Origin of the sequence: Tomitella cavernea (genome assembly GCF_016599145.1) — a bacterium.
Taxonomy (GTDB): domain Bacteria; phylum Actinomycetota; class Actinomycetes; order Mycobacteriales; family Mycobacteriaceae; genus Tomitella; species Tomitella cavernae.
This window is the reverse complement of the sequence record NZ_JAENKO010000036.1, coordinates 1-13,852: the sequence shown is the minus strand read 5'-3', so window position 1 is coordinate 13,852 and position 13,852 is coordinate 1. Positions and strand designations below refer to the sequence as shown.

Annotated in this window: 15 protein-coding genes and 1 other annotated feature; of the genes, 5 read left to right on the top strand and 10 right to left on the bottom strand. The window is 68.1% G+C overall.

All coding sequences use genetic code 11. The features are described 5' to 3' along the window. Nucleotides 1–36 precede the first annotated feature (36 nt). Nucleotides 37–510, bottom strand: a complete 474-nt coding sequence (locus JJ683_RS12810; protein ID WP_200174647.1) for a hypothetical protein — start codon at nucleotides 508–510, stop codon at nucleotides 37–39. A gap of 70 nt (nucleotides 511–580) precedes the next feature. On the opposite strand from JJ683_RS12810, the gene JJ683_RS12805 reads away from it, so the two are divergent. Beyond that, nucleotides 581–1,636 carry a tocopherol cyclase family protein gene (locus JJ683_RS12805; protein ID WP_200174645.1) on the top strand — a complete coding sequence of 352 codons (1,056 nt, stop codon included), beginning with the start codon at nucleotides 581–583 and terminating at the stop codon, nucleotides 1,634–1,636. Between the two features lie 186 nt (nucleotides 1,637–1,822). On the opposite strand, the gene JJ683_RS12800 is transcribed toward JJ683_RS12805, so the two are convergent. From JJ683_RS12800 to JJ683_RS12770, 7 genes are all read right to left on the bottom strand, one after another. Next, nucleotides 1,823–2,458: a hypothetical protein gene (locus JJ683_RS12800; RefSeq protein WP_200174644.1), complete on the bottom strand. Its 636-nt coding sequence runs from the start codon at nucleotides 2,456–2,458 to the stop codon at nucleotides 1,823–1,825. Between the two features lie 274 nt (nucleotides 2,459–2,732). Next, nucleotides 2,733–2,939: a hypothetical protein gene (locus tag JJ683_RS12795; protein WP_200174643.1), complete on the bottom strand. Its 207-nt coding sequence runs from the start codon at nucleotides 2,937–2,939 to the stop codon at nucleotides 2,733–2,735. 53 nt (nucleotides 2,940–2,992) lie between these two features. Beyond that, nucleotides 2,993–3,391, bottom strand: coding sequence for a DUF488 domain-containing protein (locus JJ683_RS12790; RefSeq protein WP_200174642.1), 399 nt, complete (start codon nucleotides 3,389–3,391; stop codon nucleotides 2,993–2,995). A gap of 150 nt (nucleotides 3,392–3,541) precedes the next feature. Continuing rightward, entirely contained in the window at nucleotides 3,542–3,922 is a 381-nt protein-coding gene (locus JJ683_RS12785; protein WP_200174641.1) for a VOC family protein, read from the bottom strand. A gap of 9 nt (nucleotides 3,923–3,931) precedes the next feature. Then, nucleotides 3,932–4,927, bottom strand: coding sequence for an arsenic resistance protein (locus JJ683_RS12780; protein ID WP_200174639.1), 996 nt, complete (start codon nucleotides 4,925–4,927; stop codon nucleotides 3,932–3,934). 31 nt (nucleotides 4,928–4,958) lie between these two features. Then, on the bottom strand, nucleotides 4,959–5,843 hold the full coding sequence (locus tag JJ683_RS12775; protein WP_200174637.1) for an SMP-30/gluconolactonase/LRE family protein: 885 nt from the start codon (nucleotides 5,841–5,843) through the stop codon (nucleotides 4,959–4,961). Between the two features lie 151 nt (nucleotides 5,844–5,994). Next, the gene (locus tag JJ683_RS12770; protein WP_242474682.1) at nucleotides 5,995–6,336 is read right to left on the bottom strand and encodes a hypothetical protein; all 342 of its coding nucleotides are present in this window, start codon (nucleotides 6,334–6,336) and stop codon (nucleotides 5,995–5,997) included. Between the two features lie 184 nt (nucleotides 6,337–6,520). On the opposite strand from JJ683_RS12770, the gene JJ683_RS12765 reads away from it, so the two are divergent. Further along, nucleotides 6,521–7,555 (top strand): AurF N-oxygenase family protein, encoded by a 1,035-nt coding sequence (locus JJ683_RS12765; RefSeq protein ID WP_200174635.1) that lies wholly within the window; start codon nucleotides 6,521–6,523, stop codon nucleotides 7,553–7,555. 293 nt (nucleotides 7,556–7,848) lie between these two features. Here the strand turns inward: JJ683_RS12765 and JJ683_RS12760 are convergent, their stop codons facing one another. Then, nucleotides 7,849–8,532: a TetR/AcrR family transcriptional regulator gene (locus JJ683_RS12760; RefSeq protein WP_200174633.1), complete on the bottom strand. Its 684-nt coding sequence runs from the start codon at nucleotides 8,530–8,532 to the stop codon at nucleotides 7,849–7,851. 112 nt (nucleotides 8,533–8,644) lie between these two features. Between JJ683_RS12760 and JJ683_RS12755 the strand changes: the two genes are divergently transcribed. Together JJ683_RS12755 and JJ683_RS12750 are read left to right on the top strand one after the other, a co-directional pair. Next, on the top strand, nucleotides 8,645–10,366 hold the full coding sequence (locus JJ683_RS12755; protein WP_200174631.1) for an aldehyde dehydrogenase family protein: 1,722 nt from the start codon (nucleotides 8,645–8,647) through the stop codon (nucleotides 10,364–10,366). 56 nt (nucleotides 10,367–10,422) lie between these two features. Further along, entirely contained in the window at nucleotides 10,423–11,265 is an 843-nt protein-coding gene (locus JJ683_RS12750) for an SDR family oxidoreductase (RefSeq protein WP_200174629.1), read from the top strand. An 83-nt stretch (nucleotides 11,266–11,348) separates the two neighbouring features. Here the strand turns inward: JJ683_RS12750 and JJ683_RS12745 are convergent. Further along, nucleotides 11,349–12,610, bottom strand: a protein-coding gene (locus JJ683_RS12745; protein WP_200174627.1) for an IS3 family transposase whose coding sequence is annotated in 2 segments (ribosomal slippage) — nucleotides 11,349–12,313 and nucleotides 12,313–12,610 — 1,263 coding nt in all. Because the reading frame shifts where the segments join, the coding sequence is not laid out codon by codon here. Next, nucleotides 12,192–12,323 (bottom strand) — a sequence feature (AL1L pseudoknot). (Overlaps the previous gene by 132 nt.) A gap of 639 nt (nucleotides 12,611–13,249) precedes the next feature. Between JJ683_RS12745 and JJ683_RS12740 the strand changes: the two genes are divergently transcribed. Continuing rightward, nucleotides 13,250–13,603: a hypothetical protein gene (locus tag JJ683_RS12740; protein WP_200174626.1), complete on the top strand. Its 354-nt coding sequence runs from the start codon at nucleotides 13,250–13,252 to the stop codon at nucleotides 13,601–13,603. Nucleotides 13,604–13,852: the final 249 nt, after the last annotated feature.

The window sequence follows — 13,852 nt, the reverse complement described above, 5'->3', positions numbered from 1 at the left end:
GGGTCCCTCTCAGCCAGCGGGAGGCCCGGCGGGGGACTACAGCTGCTCGTCCAAGGCGAAGCGCACGATGCGGGCGCGGTCCGCGGCGGCGTCCGCCTCCGCCCGCGTCGGGATCCGCCCCTTCGGCAGCCCCAGGAACGGGTCCTGCGAGGCGCTGGTGACGCCACGCTCCACGAGCTCGATCACCAGGTCCGACACCTCGGTCCGGTTGTCCACGAGCAGGCCCTCCGCACGGTAATCGCGCCCGCGCAGCCGCAGCGACACCGGCCGGGACAGCCGGAAGTTGCTCATCCACCCGGTGCGCGCGCCGAACGCCCAGACCTCGTCCGGGCTGAACGCGTAATACGCGACGGGGATCGCGAAGCTCCGCCCGGACTTGGCGCCCGTATACGACACGACCATCAGCCGCCCGCTGACCACCCTGTGCACCGGCGAACGCAGCAGCGGGACGACGAGGCGATTCGCGGCGTTGAATGCCACCGCCAACGGGCGGGGATACGGCGAGCTCATGCGTCGACGGTACACAGATCGGTGACCGCACAGCCCTCAAACAGGCAGCGGATGGGGGTAGCGTGAACCGATGGGACAGCTGTACGACGCGTACCGCCGCACCGGCGCCGACCTGCCCTTCGGCGACCCGCTCCGGGCGCACGGCGTCGCGATGGAGGGCTATTTCTGGCGGTTCACCCGGCCGGACACGGGCGACGTGGTGATCGCCCTGTGCGGGGTGAATGAGAGCGGAACCGGCGACCGGTGGGCGACTGTGGGGCTGGCTGGGCATCCGGGCGGATTCCTGCGCACCGCCGCGGTGCCGGGTGGGTCGGCGGCACCGGACCGTCTCGGGGCATGCGCGGGCGGGGCGGACAGCACCTCCCGGGCCGGGAGCTTCTTCGGCGACGACGGCCGCGTGTGCGTGAACCTCGGCGATCGCGCCCGGCTCGACGTCACTGTCTCGAGTCACGCCCGCTGGCCGCGCCGGCGATTCGGGGGTTCGAGCGCGTTCCAGTGCGTCCCCGCGCTCAACCAGTACTGGCACCCGTGGCTGCTCGGCGGCCGTGTCCACGGAACGGCGGTGCTGGGCGACGAGGAGATCGACCTCACCGGCGCGTACGCGTACGCCGAGAAGAACTGGGGGCGCGGCGGTTTCCCCGACTCGTGGTGGTGGGGGCAAGCGCACGGGTTCGACGACCCGGATGCGTGCGTGGCCTTCGCCGGGGGAGTGGTGACGGCGGGGCCGTTGCGCACCGAGGTCACGGCCCTGGTGGTGGCGCTCCCCGGCGGCCCCGTGATCCGGCTCGGCAACCCCGTGACGTCGCCGGTGCGCGCCGCCGTGACGGACGAGACCTGGTCGCTGCACGGCAGGAACAGGCAATGGAACGTCGGCGTGGAAGCGGAGTCGCCACTGGACGCCGCCCATGTGCTGCCCGTCCCTATGCCATCCGAACGCCGTAACGTGCCCGGGGCCATCGAGCACCTTGCGGGGCGGCTGACGGTGGAGGTGCGCCGCCGCGGGCGGGTGCACTGGCGTGGCGAGACACTCCTTGCCGCCTTGGAACACGGCGGAATCGACCGCGCGCGAGCCGAGGTGCGGCGCCGGGGCGGGCCGGCCGACGCGACCGGCGCGCCGCCGCTCTGAATGCGCGACGCAGTCCATCAGTCGGCGCAAATGAAGGTTGCGCCCTGAGGACCAAGCCTAGAAATCGGGACCGACGTGGCCGGGTATACGCCGCAAGCACACGTGGGCGGGCCGGGCTTCAGAGTGCTTCTCCTGCAGCCTGGCCTGCCTCGTGTCAGTGGACGTCGTTCTTCAACTAAAGACTGTTCACTGCGGGAAAAGCGAGCCCAGAGACCCCAGGGACCCGAACGGCAGCGAAGGAGGCTCGCCGCCCGAATCCGTCGGAATCTCCGGCTTCGGCGGAAGTGGAGCCACCGGGTATGTACTCGGCGTGCGCTCTGCTGCGACAGTGCCGTCGGCGTTGTACTGAATCCAACGAATCGACGGGCAGTGACCATTTCCGACCGTCGCTTCGCCGGATATCACCGTGCCGTCTTCGAACCCTAGAACCAGTTTCGACCCATCCTTCACCATTTCCCGCGACGGATACCACCAATGATAGGCTGCATTCCTCGAAGTTTTATCAGAGTTATAATTCTCGATTTTCTGCAGTTCGTCGCTCGCCGTCTTCCCCGTGTACTGCGGGTCAATGTAGGTGAGACCGCCGAAATCGGTGCTGCTGTACTCGGGCGAGCCTGCATAATCATACTGATTCCCCCACGAGACTTCCCACTTCTGGGTGCTCGAGAAGTAGCCGGCGTCGCACACATAGCTGTCGTCGTACGGCGCGGGCTCTGGCGCGAGTTCGAAACTCGCAGCTGCGGCCGGAAGTGCCAGGGCAGTGGCGGCGAATGCCGCGACTGCTGCGCTGATCGATACGCGTATAGGTGCTTTGACGTGCATAATCCACACTCCCGGGGAATTCGAGGGCTTACCAAAGATAGAACTGCACTCCTGAAAACGCTTCCGCTCGAAAATCGCCGCGTTCGACCCCAGCGAGCAAAGATGGAAACCCTTCCTGCGCGTTCTATACCGACGCTACCCGAAAGAGTCGATACACCCTAGCGGATCGACATCATCCCTTTGAATAAATGTCATCCAAACGGTCGAAACGAAACTTCGATCGATTTTGCCCCCGGCCGGGAGCGCCCGGATTCGGGTCGAGCGGAGTCCATCGTCATTCCTGCCAGCCGAGCGGGGTGCCATCGAGGTCGATGCGCAGCACGTCCGCGGCATCAACTCCGCCCAGGTGATCGCGCTCACCTCCACCAATCGCGTGTGTGCGCCTCAGCAGCACGATCTCCTCGCGCAGGCCGAACTCCGGCATCAACCGGTCCCGGGCGGGGGTGAACTGTGCAGCAGTTCGTTGCGCCGGACGGGCCATCGGGGAGTCCTCTCCCGGGTCAGTGCACAACTCTGGTCCGTGCACGGCTCTGGTCAGCGCTTGCCGTTGACCCACTGGCGCAGGACGACGGCCTGGTTGTGCTCCTCGTCCTTGGCCGAGTAGAGCAGCACGATGTCCCGGTCCTTCGCGGCCGCGACGATGCTGTGCGCCGCCTCGCTGCCGTCGTCGTCCAGCTCCGCCCGGTAGCGCTCGGAGAACTCGCCGAACTTGTCAGGGTCGTGGCCGAACCATTTGCGCAAGTCGGTGGTGGGAGCGACGTCCTTCACCCACTCGTCGAACGGCAGCGACCCCTTCGACACCCCCCGCGGCCACACCCTGTCCACGAGGAACACGCTGGGACTGTCGGAACCCGAGGCGATGGCCGCGACCTCGTCGTGGCGCGAATGCCCCTCGGTGGCCTCGTAGACGCGGACCAAGCGGATCTGACCCATCGGATTCCTCCATTCCCGCCACGACAGAGCGACCATGCGCCGTTCCACCACCACCGTAGACTTCGGCGCGCTCGTGGCACCCGGTCCCGGCCGCGTACCCGGAACCGCGGTGAGGTATGCGACCGGGGGCGCATCGCACCGGGACCGGCCTCAGTCCGGCAGCACTGTACTCAGGCAGAAGGGATGCCCGGCAGGGTCCAGCAGCACCCGCCACCGGTGGGGGGACGGTTGCACATCGGCCTCGCGGGCGCCGAGCGCGACGGCGGCCGCCACATCGGCATCCAGGTCCTGCGAGGCCAGATCCAGGTGCATCTGCTGGTGCTGCGCCCCTCCCGGCCACGACGGCGGGGTGTACTCGTCCACCCGCATGAGCGTCAGCATCGGCCCGGCCCCGGACAGGCCGACCACCCCTCGATCCTCCGTCGCAAAAGCCTCCTCGAGCCCGAGCAGGCGCAAGTAGAACCGGGCGAGCACGTCCGGGTCGGGACAGTCGATGGATACCGAGGCCAGGGTCACTGCGCGATCAGTCATGGCGCCAGACTAGGCGCGGCCTCCGACAGGATCGACCGGGTCGGCTCGCGCCGGCAACAGCCGCGGCACCAGCTTGACCAGCACCACCATGACGATGAGCTCTACCAGAGTCTGCGTCACCACGACGAGCGGGACCAGGCCGTAGGCCGTGGGCAGGGCGAGCACCAGCGGAAGGACGACGAGCGAGTTACGGGTGACTCCGCTGAACACCACCGCGCGGGAGGCCGGGACGTCGAGCCGCGCCACCCGGGCCGCGGCCAGCCCGACGGTCACCATCACCGCGGCGAACAGGAGGTACACCGGGACCGCGAGCAGCAGCGAGCCAAGACGTTCACGCACCCCGTCGATCTGCGATGCGACGACCAACGCCAGGGTGAGCACCATCAACGGCACCATCGCAGCCGACAGGGCCGCCTGCACCGCGGCGCCCGCGCGGCTCCGGCGCGCCGCCACCTGCGTGACTCCCGCCGCTGTCAGCGGCACGACGATGAGCAGGAGGAACGACTCCACGAACGGGCCGACGTCCACCTCGTCGACGAATCCGACGCCCAGGAACAGCCGCAGGTACACGGGCAGCAGCACCATCTGCGCGAGCATCAGCAGCGGGGCCGCCGCCAACAACCTGCCTGCGGATCCGCCGGCGATCCCTGTGAAGACGATGACGTAGTCCACGCACGGCGTGAGCAGTACGAACAGGACCCCCACCAGAAGCGCGTCGTCGTGCGCGACGATCCGCGACACGCCCCAGACCACCACCGGGACCGCGAGGAAGTTCACCGCGAGCACCGCCGGCAGGAACCGCCGGTCGCGCAGCGCCGCACCGATCTGAGTGAACGGCACGCCGAGGAACGTCGCGTAGAGCAAGAGGCCCAGCACCGGCATGATCGCGGAATCGGCGGGGCCCGCGACGGCCGGGGCCGCGAGACCGACCGCCGCCCCCACGGCGAGCGCCGCGAGGTACAGGAGCACCTGGTGCCGCTCCGCCCACTCCGCACCCCGCCGCATGGAAGTGATTATCCCGATGCGGCCGACGCTGTCAGCCCAGGGTGATGCGCAGTATCCGCCCCCCGCGTTCCGTCGCGGTCACCTCGGGGCGCCAATCCGGCGACGAGCACACGAACAGCTCACCGCCGCCCGCTCCGCCGTGTTCCGGGCGGCGCAGCGCCACTGCGTACGGGTGGGGGACGGCGAGCCGACGGTCCATGGCGCCGCCCGCGTCGACGCGCAGGATCTCCTGGGTGAACGGCGATGCCACCCAGACGTCGTCGGCACCGTCGATCGCGATGCCGTCCGGCATCACGTCGCCGTCGAAGGCGCACAGCGTGCGACGGTCCGCCAGCGTCCCGTCGTCGCCGATCGAGAACGCCGTCAGCCGTCCCGGCGCCGAGCGTGTCTCCGCGACGATCAGCGTGGCGCCGTCGGCGGTGGTGACGATCCCGTTGGCGAACATCAATCCGTCGGCCGCGGCCGACGCCGCGCCATCGGGGTCCACACGGATCAGGTCGGCCGGGCAGGGCGGGTCGGGCGGGGCCGAACCGTCGCCGTAGTCGCCCACGTACGCGCGCCCGATCGCGTCGACACACATGTCGTTGAGCTGCCACGCCGCGAGGTCCGAAAGGTCCGCGTGCACCGCGAGGCGCCCGTCAGGCTCGCGCCTGTAGACGATGCGGTCCGTACCGGACGCGACGAGCAGCCGGCCGTCGGGCAGGAACCCCAGGCCCGCCGGGGCGGTGTCGAGCTCTGCCATCACCTCCGGCTCGAACCACCTGGCCGGGTCCAGCCGGAGCACCCGACCGTCGTACACGTCGGAGAACCACAGCGCACCGTCATGCCAGCGCGGGCATTCCGGGAATCGCAGGTCCTCGGCGATCACCGTGAAGTCGGGTCGCTCATTTCGCCGCACCGCATCGTCATCGCCCATGTGATCAGTCTGGGGTCGCATGGGCTGCCTTGTCACCGGCTTCTCCCACCGGCCGCCTCCGCGCATTTCGGATGCTGCACCCGGAGTACCGACATCGTCGGCGCATCCCACTCCAGCACGCTGTGCTGATCCGATGACCGCGGCCCGTCCACTACCCGCCCGCCGGGAAGAGCCGCCCCACGGCGGCGACGATGGCCGCACGCCGGTCCACCAGGAACGCCTCCCTCGCAGCGTCATCCAACGCCACCGAGCGCGGCCCGTCGGCCCAGGCAGTCGCCAACTGGTTGACGAAGACGAGGATGTCGAGCGGATCCCACGACGGGTCGAGCAGCCCGTCCTCCTGGGCGCGGCGCAGTATCGCGGTCTTACGCCGCGCCGTCTCCACGACGGTGTCGTCGTCGGCCGGCCCCTCGAGCGCGCCCCACTGCATCAGCCTGCGGTTGTCGGGGTTGGCGACGAAGTAGTCGTGCACCCGCCCCGCGTATCCCGGCAGATCGGCGGGGTCCAGCCGCGTCGCCTCGGCGGCCGGGGCACGCCGTCACCCTGGCTGTGAATGCACCGGCGCGTCCGCCGCGCCAGCGATCATCAGCGACGATTCCATTAACTATGGACATTGCGTCACACATAGATCTACTGTGGACACATTGTCCCGGATAGTCGGCCGTAAGGAGTCCGAGATGCAGGCCCCCGCAATCCGTCGCTCACGGCGCCGTGCCGCTGCCGGCCGCGTGACCACGCTGCGCAACGCCGATAGTGCAGGTCGCGAGTACGTAGACACCCTGCGCACGCTGTCCGAGGCGTCTTCCACGGGTCCTCACTTCGAGGCGTTCAAGGACATCGCGTGGGATTCACCCGCGTTCGCCGCCCCCGCGGACGACCCACGCTGGACGCTGCCCGACGTCGACCCCTTGAGCCGCACCGACTGGTTCCGGTGCCTGCCGGCCACCGAGCAACGGCGCGTCGCCCGCCTCCGGATCGCGTCGATCACGAAGACCGGCAGCCAATTCGAGCAACTGCTGCTGCTCGGCGGCACCCAGTTCCTCATGGGCCTGGCCAACGAGAACCCCGAGTTCCGCTACTTCATGCACGAACTCACCGAAGAGACCCACCACATCCAGATGTTCCAGGAGTTCACCAACAGGGTGGCTCCCGAGGTGCACGGCGGGCCGACGTTGTTCATCAAGTCGTTCCCGCTCGTCGGCATGCTGGGCTCGCTGTGGCCCAGCTTGTTCTTCCAGATCATCCTCGCCGGCGAGGAGCCGATCGACCACATCCAGAAGAGCATCATGCGCGGCGGCGGCATCCACCCGCTCACCGACCGCATCATGGAGATCCACCTGGCCGAGGAGGCTCGGCACATCGGGTTCGCCCACGCGTGGCTGCGCCGTCACGCTCCACGCATGAGCCGCGTCAACCGGTTCGCGCTCGGCGTCACGACCCCGTTGATCATGCGTATCGGGTTCTGGGGCATCGTCGTGCCGAGCAGGCAGGACGCGAAGGCGATGGGCATTCCCCGCGACGTTCTGCGCGAAACCTATTCCATGCGCAACCCTGATTTCCGGCGTCTCCTCTCCGACGCCTGCGCGGACGTCCGGGCCCTCGCCGACGCCAACGGCATGCGCACCCGGTTCACCCTGTGGTGGTGGAGGCGGACCGGAACCGACGGGCGTCCCTCCCGGTACCGCAGCGAGCCGTCGCGGGCCGCGGCCTGACGATCACGATCAGGTCACCGGCGTCCGGACCCGGCGCGCCCGTCCGTCGTCGCCGAATATTGAGACAGACACCAGGGGCTTCGCAACGTTTGAGACATAACAAGATGGTCAGTCTGAGATTGTCGACATTGGGCCAGCCTTGCTTAAATTCACTCCTGCTCGCAGGCTTGACCGCCGAACCCGTTTACGGTCCCGCCCTGGCGCGCTCCCCCAAGTCCCTCCACCTGTCGCTGAGCCCAACCTGACCGAAACTATCGGCGGAGCCTCGAAACCGAGAGCTACGTGCACACTGGTCAACCGGCCGGCACGCCGCGCGACGCGTCGACGTCGAGGTCTACGCCTCGGGCCCGGCCGGCCGCGATCACCACGCCGCGCAGCGCGCCACTGAGGAACTCGACGAGGTGGGGTGCGCCATCGGCGATCTCGCTCCGTTCCACGTACGCGTCCACGACGACGGATTCGACGAGGGCGACTATGCCCGAGGCGCTCCGGGCGGCGATCCAGTCGATCGTCGAGTCAGGTGCACTCCTGCGAAGCAGTTCGCGCAAGGCGTCGGCAACGACGGCGACGAACTGCCGGCGGCCGTTTGAAACTGCCGGTGACCCGGGGCTGGGGCTGCCGGTCCGGCCGGTCATATAGATCTGCAACCGGGGGTTGGTCGCCACCCAGGATGTGTAAGCCCCGACGCTGCGTCGCGCGAAGGTGGCGATGGAGTCGTCATGGTCTACGTGCAGGTCGATGTCGTCGAGCAGACGTGCGACGATGCCCTGCCGGATCGCCTCCTCGAGTTCGGCAGTGCTGTTGAACAGCCGGTAGATGGTCGAGCGAGGGATCGGCGTGGCGGCGCTGAGCATGGCGACGTTGGCGCCGTCCCGCCCCTCCGCGATGAGTCGGACGGCCGTGGTGATGACCTCGGCTCGTCGTTCGGCTCGGTGCTGGTCCCATCGCGCGCTGCGACCGTCCCGACGCGTCTTCATGAGCAACAAACCTACCGTCCCGATCCATGCGAAGTACGTCCGCTCTATGGACTCGACGGACCTGTACATGCATACTATCTCGGACTATTAGTCCGAGATAGAGGAGCAGGGGATGCCTACGACGGTCAGCGCGCAGATGGACGGCCTCGTTGATCGGCTGACGGCGGGCGCCGTCTCCTGGGCGGGGATGTCGTACAGCGACCGGGCAGCACTTATCGGGAGGACCCGCGAGTCGGTCGCTGCTGCGAGCGAGGCGTGGGTTCAAGCGGCTCTAACCGCCAAGGGGATCTCGAGCGCCACAGCCGAGGCGGAGGAGTGGCTGTCCGGCCCGTTTCCGACCATCAACGCGGTAGACCAGTACTCCGCTTCGCTCCTCGCTCTGGCCCGGGGAGAGTCCCCGTTGCGCGGCGTCGCGCCTCGATCGGCTCCGGGGGGTCGGGCCGCCGTGCGGATGCTGCCGCGAACTGCGACGGACCGCCTGCTCTACAGCGGCATTACCGCCGACCTGTGGCTGAGGCCGGGCGTGCGCCGCGATGACGCGGAGCGGAGGGCACGCCCTGCTTGCGAGCCGGGCGCATCGCCGGCCGGTGTCGGTGTGGTCCTCGGCGCGGGCAATGTGACGGCGATCGGCCCGATGGACGTCCTCGATTCGCTGGTCGTACATGGGCGCCCGGCGATTCTGAAGCTGAACCCGACCTTCAGCGGCCTTCTCGAGGCGTATGCCGCCGCGCTCGCGCCGCTCATCGCCGCGGACCTTGTGGCCGTCGTCAACGGTGGCGCCGAGGTCGGCGCGGACCTGGTCGCCCATCCCGGCATCAGTCACGTGCACGTTACCGGGTCGGCCGCCACACACGACGCGATCGTGTGGGGACCCGAACCGCGCACCTCAGACGATACGGGCCGGAGAAGCAAGCCCGGCAAGCCGGACACACCGGCACGGCCCCGTCTCGACAAACCTGTCACCAGCGAGCTCGGCGGCGTTTCACCGATCATCATCGTCCCGGGGCGATGGAGCGCTCGCGACCTGCGCTTCCAGGCCGAACACGTCGCGAGCCTCAAGGTCCACAACGCCGGCCACAACTGCGTCGCCGCCCAGATCGTCATCATGCCGGCCGACTGGGACCAGCGCGACGACTTCGTTGCGGAGCTGCACGCAGCGTTCGAGCGAATCCCGCCCCGGGATAACTGGTACCCCGGGTCCTCCGCCTCGGAGGACCGGGCTCGCACCGCGTACCCCGACGGGACCACCGCGGGCGCGACATTTCTCGCCGAGGTCACCCCGGAGACCTCCCAAGACCTGCTGACCACCGAGTACTTCGGTCGTGTCCTCGGCCTCACCTCCTTGCCAGGGAAGCCGGCAGACTACCTGCGCAGCGCGGTCGCGTTCGCCAACACGCGCCTGGCCGGGACTCTCGGCGCCACGATCATCGTCGCCCCACAGCAGCGACGTCGCCTGGGTTCCTCCTTTGACGAGGCGGTCGAAGACCTGCGATACGGCGCTATCGGCATCAACATCTGGAGCGGCATCGCTTTTCTCGACCCGCGCCTATCCTGGGGCGCCTTCCCGGGGGGCACGCTGAAGGACGTCGGATCGGGGATCGGCCGGGTCCACAACAGCGGCTTCGTGCCCGATGTCGAACGCGTGGTGGCCACCGGGCCCTTCCGGCCGTTCCCTCGTTCCCTGGTCGGTGGCGAGCTGAGTTTGCTGCCCGTCCCGCCCTGGTTCGCCACCGCGCGCACCGCCCGGCAGACGGCCCGAGCTTTCACCCGGTACGCCACCCGGCCCACGCCGGCGCGTCTGGCCGCAGTGCTGGCCCACGCCGTCCGCGCCTGACCCTGGTCGACAGGCCGCAGCTCGAAACCTATACGGACCCGCAGAAGGAGAGTCTCATGAAGCGCTATCCCCCGATCGAGCTTGACAGAACCCTGGTGGCCGTCACCGGCGGCGCGCGGGGCATCGGTCTCGCGACCGCCCGCGCCTTCCACGCCGCCGGCGCGCACGTCGCGATCGGCGATCTGGACGCCGACCTCGCTGGCGAGTCTGCCACCGCCTTGGGAGCCCGAGTATCTGGTCACGCGTTGGATGTCACCGACCACGCATCGTTCGTGTCGTTCATCGAGCAGGCCGAGGCGGTACATGCGAGGTCGCTGGCCGTGTTGGTCAACAATGCCGGCATCATGCCCAACGCCGCGTTCCTTGACCAGGACAGCAACGTCGACCGCACCACGATGGAGATCAACTATTTCGGGATGGCGACCGGCATGCGCGTCGTGCTGCCCGGCATGGTCGAGCGTGGTGTCGGGCACGTGGTCAACGTCTGCTCGCTGGTGGGCCGCTTTCCTCTACAAGGTCTGGCCGGCTATAACGCCAGCAAGGCGGCGGCCCTTGCGCTAAGCGAGTCCGTGCGCATGGAACTGGCCGGCACCGGCGTCAGTGTCAGCGCCCTCTTGCCCAGCGCTGTGAGAACCGAACTCGCCTCGGGCATCGACTTCGGATGGCTGCCGCAGGTCGCCCCCGAGCGGATCGCCGACGCGGTCGTGGGGACGGTCCGGACCCGCAAGGCAGAGATCGGCGTCCCCGGCTACCTCGGGGCACTGGCCCGGAGCAGCGCGGTCATGCCCGAGTCGCTGGCCCGGCCGTTCCGTCGCATCATCGGTGACGACGCACCCCTGCGGAAGGTCGACCCAGCCCAGCGCGGCGCCTACCTGCGCCGCATCCACGCTCCCGACTGAGCTGTTGTCGAGCCGCGACCAGTAGCCGGTCCCATGGGTCTGGCCCCGCCGTGAACCGTCCTGGTCCGGTCGGAGACCTGGATTTAGGCCACCTCGGGTGTCGAGGGGACGTTCTGACGGTAGCGCTCCTCGTGCTGGATTGGCGGGGTGTAACCGATCGCCGAGTGCAGACGCTCGGTGTTGTACCAGTGCACCCAGGCCGCGGTCTCGCGCTCAACTTCAGCTCGACCGGTCCACGACCGTGACCGTTCGACGTCGATCAGCTCGGTCTTGTACAGGCCGATAGTCGACTCCATCAATGCGTTGTCGAGAGCATCCCCGACTGAACCGATCGACCCGGTGATCCCGGCCTCGCGGAGCTCCCTGGAGAACGTGATCGACGTGTACTGGCTACCGGCATCGCCGTGATGCACCAAAACTGTTGGGGTAAAGGTGAATCCGCTTCGCCGACGTGTGAACAGGGCTTGCTCTACGACGCTGGTCACCAACGGGGTGTGCTTGCTCGACATGACCCGCCATCCCAGGATCCGGCGAGAAAAGACGTCGACCAGGAACGCAACGTAGACGAAGCCGGCGAGCGTCCACACGTAGGTGAAATCGGCCACCCACAGCTGATCGGGTGTAGTGGGTCGGCCCCATTGCCGCTCAACATGATCGGGGAACCTCGGTGCCCGATCATCACGTCGGGTGGTGACGGTGCGATGCGCGCCGCGGACGGCCCCGGAGATCCCACAAACCGTCATCAACCGGGCCACTTGATCGCGGCCCATCGCGTGGCCGGCGTGCCACATCGCGCGCCAGAGCTTCCGGACCCCGTAGACGCGGCGATTGCGGTCGTAGACGTCGAAAACAGCGTTGGCGGCGTACGCCTCGACCAGGACGGCCTCGGAGACCGCGCCGGCCTTCTTGCGTGCGTAGTACGTGGACGGGGCGATCGCCATGCCGTGCTCGGAGAGCACGCGGCAGATCGGGTCGACCCCGAACAAGTGCCGGTGAGCATCGATGTAATCGACGATCACCGCAGTCGGCGGTCGACCTCCGCCGCTGCGAAAAACGCTGACGCAGTCTTCAAAATCTCGTTGGCCCTTCGCAATTCAGCATTCTCCCTTCGGAGGGCCTTCAGTTCAGCCGACACCGACGAGCCAGGTTCTGCACCGGTCGACGAGCCGGTCGCTTCGTCGGCGTCGATCCAGTTGCGGAGTGTGGCGGGGTTGATGCCCCGGAGAGCGCCGACGTGCCGGCGGGCGCCGAGCTTGGACTCGCCGTCGTTCTCCTTCAGCCGGTCGTGATACATCCGGACGGCCCGCTCACGGGTCTCCTGATCGAACTTGCGTGGTGCTCCCATGATCGCATTCTCCTGGTGCGTTCACGGTCTCCACCAGACCCAGGACGGTTCATACGGCTGCACATCGGCGGCAACCCCCAGTGGACCGGGCTGTTGACCGCCGGCTTGGCGCGCTTAGCGACCCTCGCCCCGCTTTGACGGCCCGGTCGTTGTCCGCACGATCAGGAAGGAGCGAACCATCACCGGGTGCCCGTGGAACCCGGCCCCACCGCAGGCATGCGGGCGATACCGCATACCCTCGGGCGTCGATCGGCGCGAAAACCCGCTATCCGAACCGGATCAGGCCAGGCCACCTGTCGGAAGAAAGATCGAGGCTAGCGGGGGCGGGCCCTATAGTTTGCGGTTGTGGTCAGTACCTCTTCCCGCCAGCGGGACACCGTTGCCGGCGTCTCGTCTCGATGGGCGATGTGGGTGGGAGTGCTCGTACTCGCGGTGCTGTTGGGGTGCGGGGCTGGCTTCGCCTCATCATTGACGGACTCGGCTCCCATGCGCGGAGCGGCTGTCTCTGGTGGCGAATTTGTCCGCCTGGTTGTCACCGGAGTGGTCAACTCAGTCACCGTCTGGTTCGCGGCACCGTTTTTACTCGGCCGCCGGGCCGCCCCGTCCCGGCTGGCCGCCCCGTGCGCCGGGGCCGTGTTCATGGCCGCAGCGTTGATGTCGTACTTCACGTTCGGAGCATTGCGCGGCGCACCGCCCGGCCACGACGGGACCGTGGGCGTGGCGGATGTGTTCGCCGATCCGAGCTGGTACCTCATCGCGATCGCGGCCGGAATTGTTGGCGGCGCACTCGGGTGGGCGTCACGACACCGTCCAGTCCTGATGCTGGTGCTGGCGTTAGCGGTGGCGGCAGATCTTTTCCGGCGTGGCGCCGGGTCGTGGGAAACGTCGTTTACCGCAGTGGAGAATGGTCTGCTGCTCGCCGGCGGGGCCGGCAGCATCGTCGTGTGGATGCGGCGACGGGCAAGTGGCATCGCAGCCGTTCGCCCGTTGTGATGGTGTCGGTCGGCAGTGTCACAGATGGTTCCCTGTGCAGTGCTGGCGAGGCTACTTTTAGCGCCGCGCGGATTGTGTTCCCGGCCTCGCATCATGTACAGGTGTGCCTATGAGGGTTTCGGGGCTCTTCAGCTCTTAGAGTGCGTTGATGCGTGCGGCGAGTTGGCCGGAGTGCAGTAGTGATCGCAAGATGTAGTGGTCGAGGTTGCGGAAGCCTTGAGCGATGCCGCGTAGGTGTTCCAGGCGGCC

Coding starts and splice junctions, on each gene's coding strand:
- JJ683_RS12810 (WP_200174647.1), bottom strand. CDS start 510: ATGAGCTCGCCGTATCCCCGCCCGTTGGCGGTGGCATTCAACGCCGCG.
- JJ683_RS12805 (WP_200174645.1), top strand. CDS start 581: ATGGGACAGCTGTACGACGCGTACCGCCGCACCGGCGCCGACCTGCCC.
- JJ683_RS12800 (WP_200174644.1), bottom strand. CDS start 2,458: ATGCACGTCAAAGCACCTATACGCGTATCGATCAGCGCAGCAGTCGCG.
- JJ683_RS12795 (WP_200174643.1), bottom strand. CDS start 2,939: ATGGCCCGTCCGGCGCAACGAACTGCTGCACAGTTCACCCCCGCCCGG.
- JJ683_RS12790 (WP_200174642.1), bottom strand. CDS start 3,391: ATGGGTCAGATCCGCTTGGTCCGCGTCTACGAGGCCACCGAGGGGCAT.
- JJ683_RS12785 (WP_200174641.1), bottom strand. CDS start 3,922: ATGACTGATCGCGCAGTGACCCTGGCCTCGGTATCCATCGACTGTCCC.
- JJ683_RS12780 (WP_200174639.1), bottom strand. CDS start 4,927: ATGCGGCGGGGTGCGGAGTGGGCGGAGCGGCACCAGGTGCTCCTGTAC.
- JJ683_RS12775 (WP_200174637.1), bottom strand. CDS start 5,843: ATGGGCGATGACGATGCGGTGCGGCGAAATGAGCGACCCGACTTCACG.
- JJ683_RS12765 (WP_200174635.1), top strand. CDS start 6,521: ATGCAGGCCCCCGCAATCCGTCGCTCACGGCGCCGTGCCGCTGCCGGC.
- JJ683_RS12760 (WP_200174633.1), bottom strand. CDS start 8,532: ATGAAGACGCGTCGGGACGGTCGCAGCGCGCGATGGGACCAGCACCGA.
- JJ683_RS12755 (WP_200174631.1), top strand. CDS start 8,645: ATGCCTACGACGGTCAGCGCGCAGATGGACGGCCTCGTTGATCGGCTG.
- JJ683_RS12750 (WP_200174629.1), top strand. CDS start 10,423: ATGAAGCGCTATCCCCCGATCGAGCTTGACAGAACCCTGGTGGCCGTC.
- JJ683_RS12740 (WP_200174626.1), top strand. CDS start 13,250: ATGGCCGCAGCGTTGATGTCGTACTTCACGTTCGGAGCATTGCGCGGC.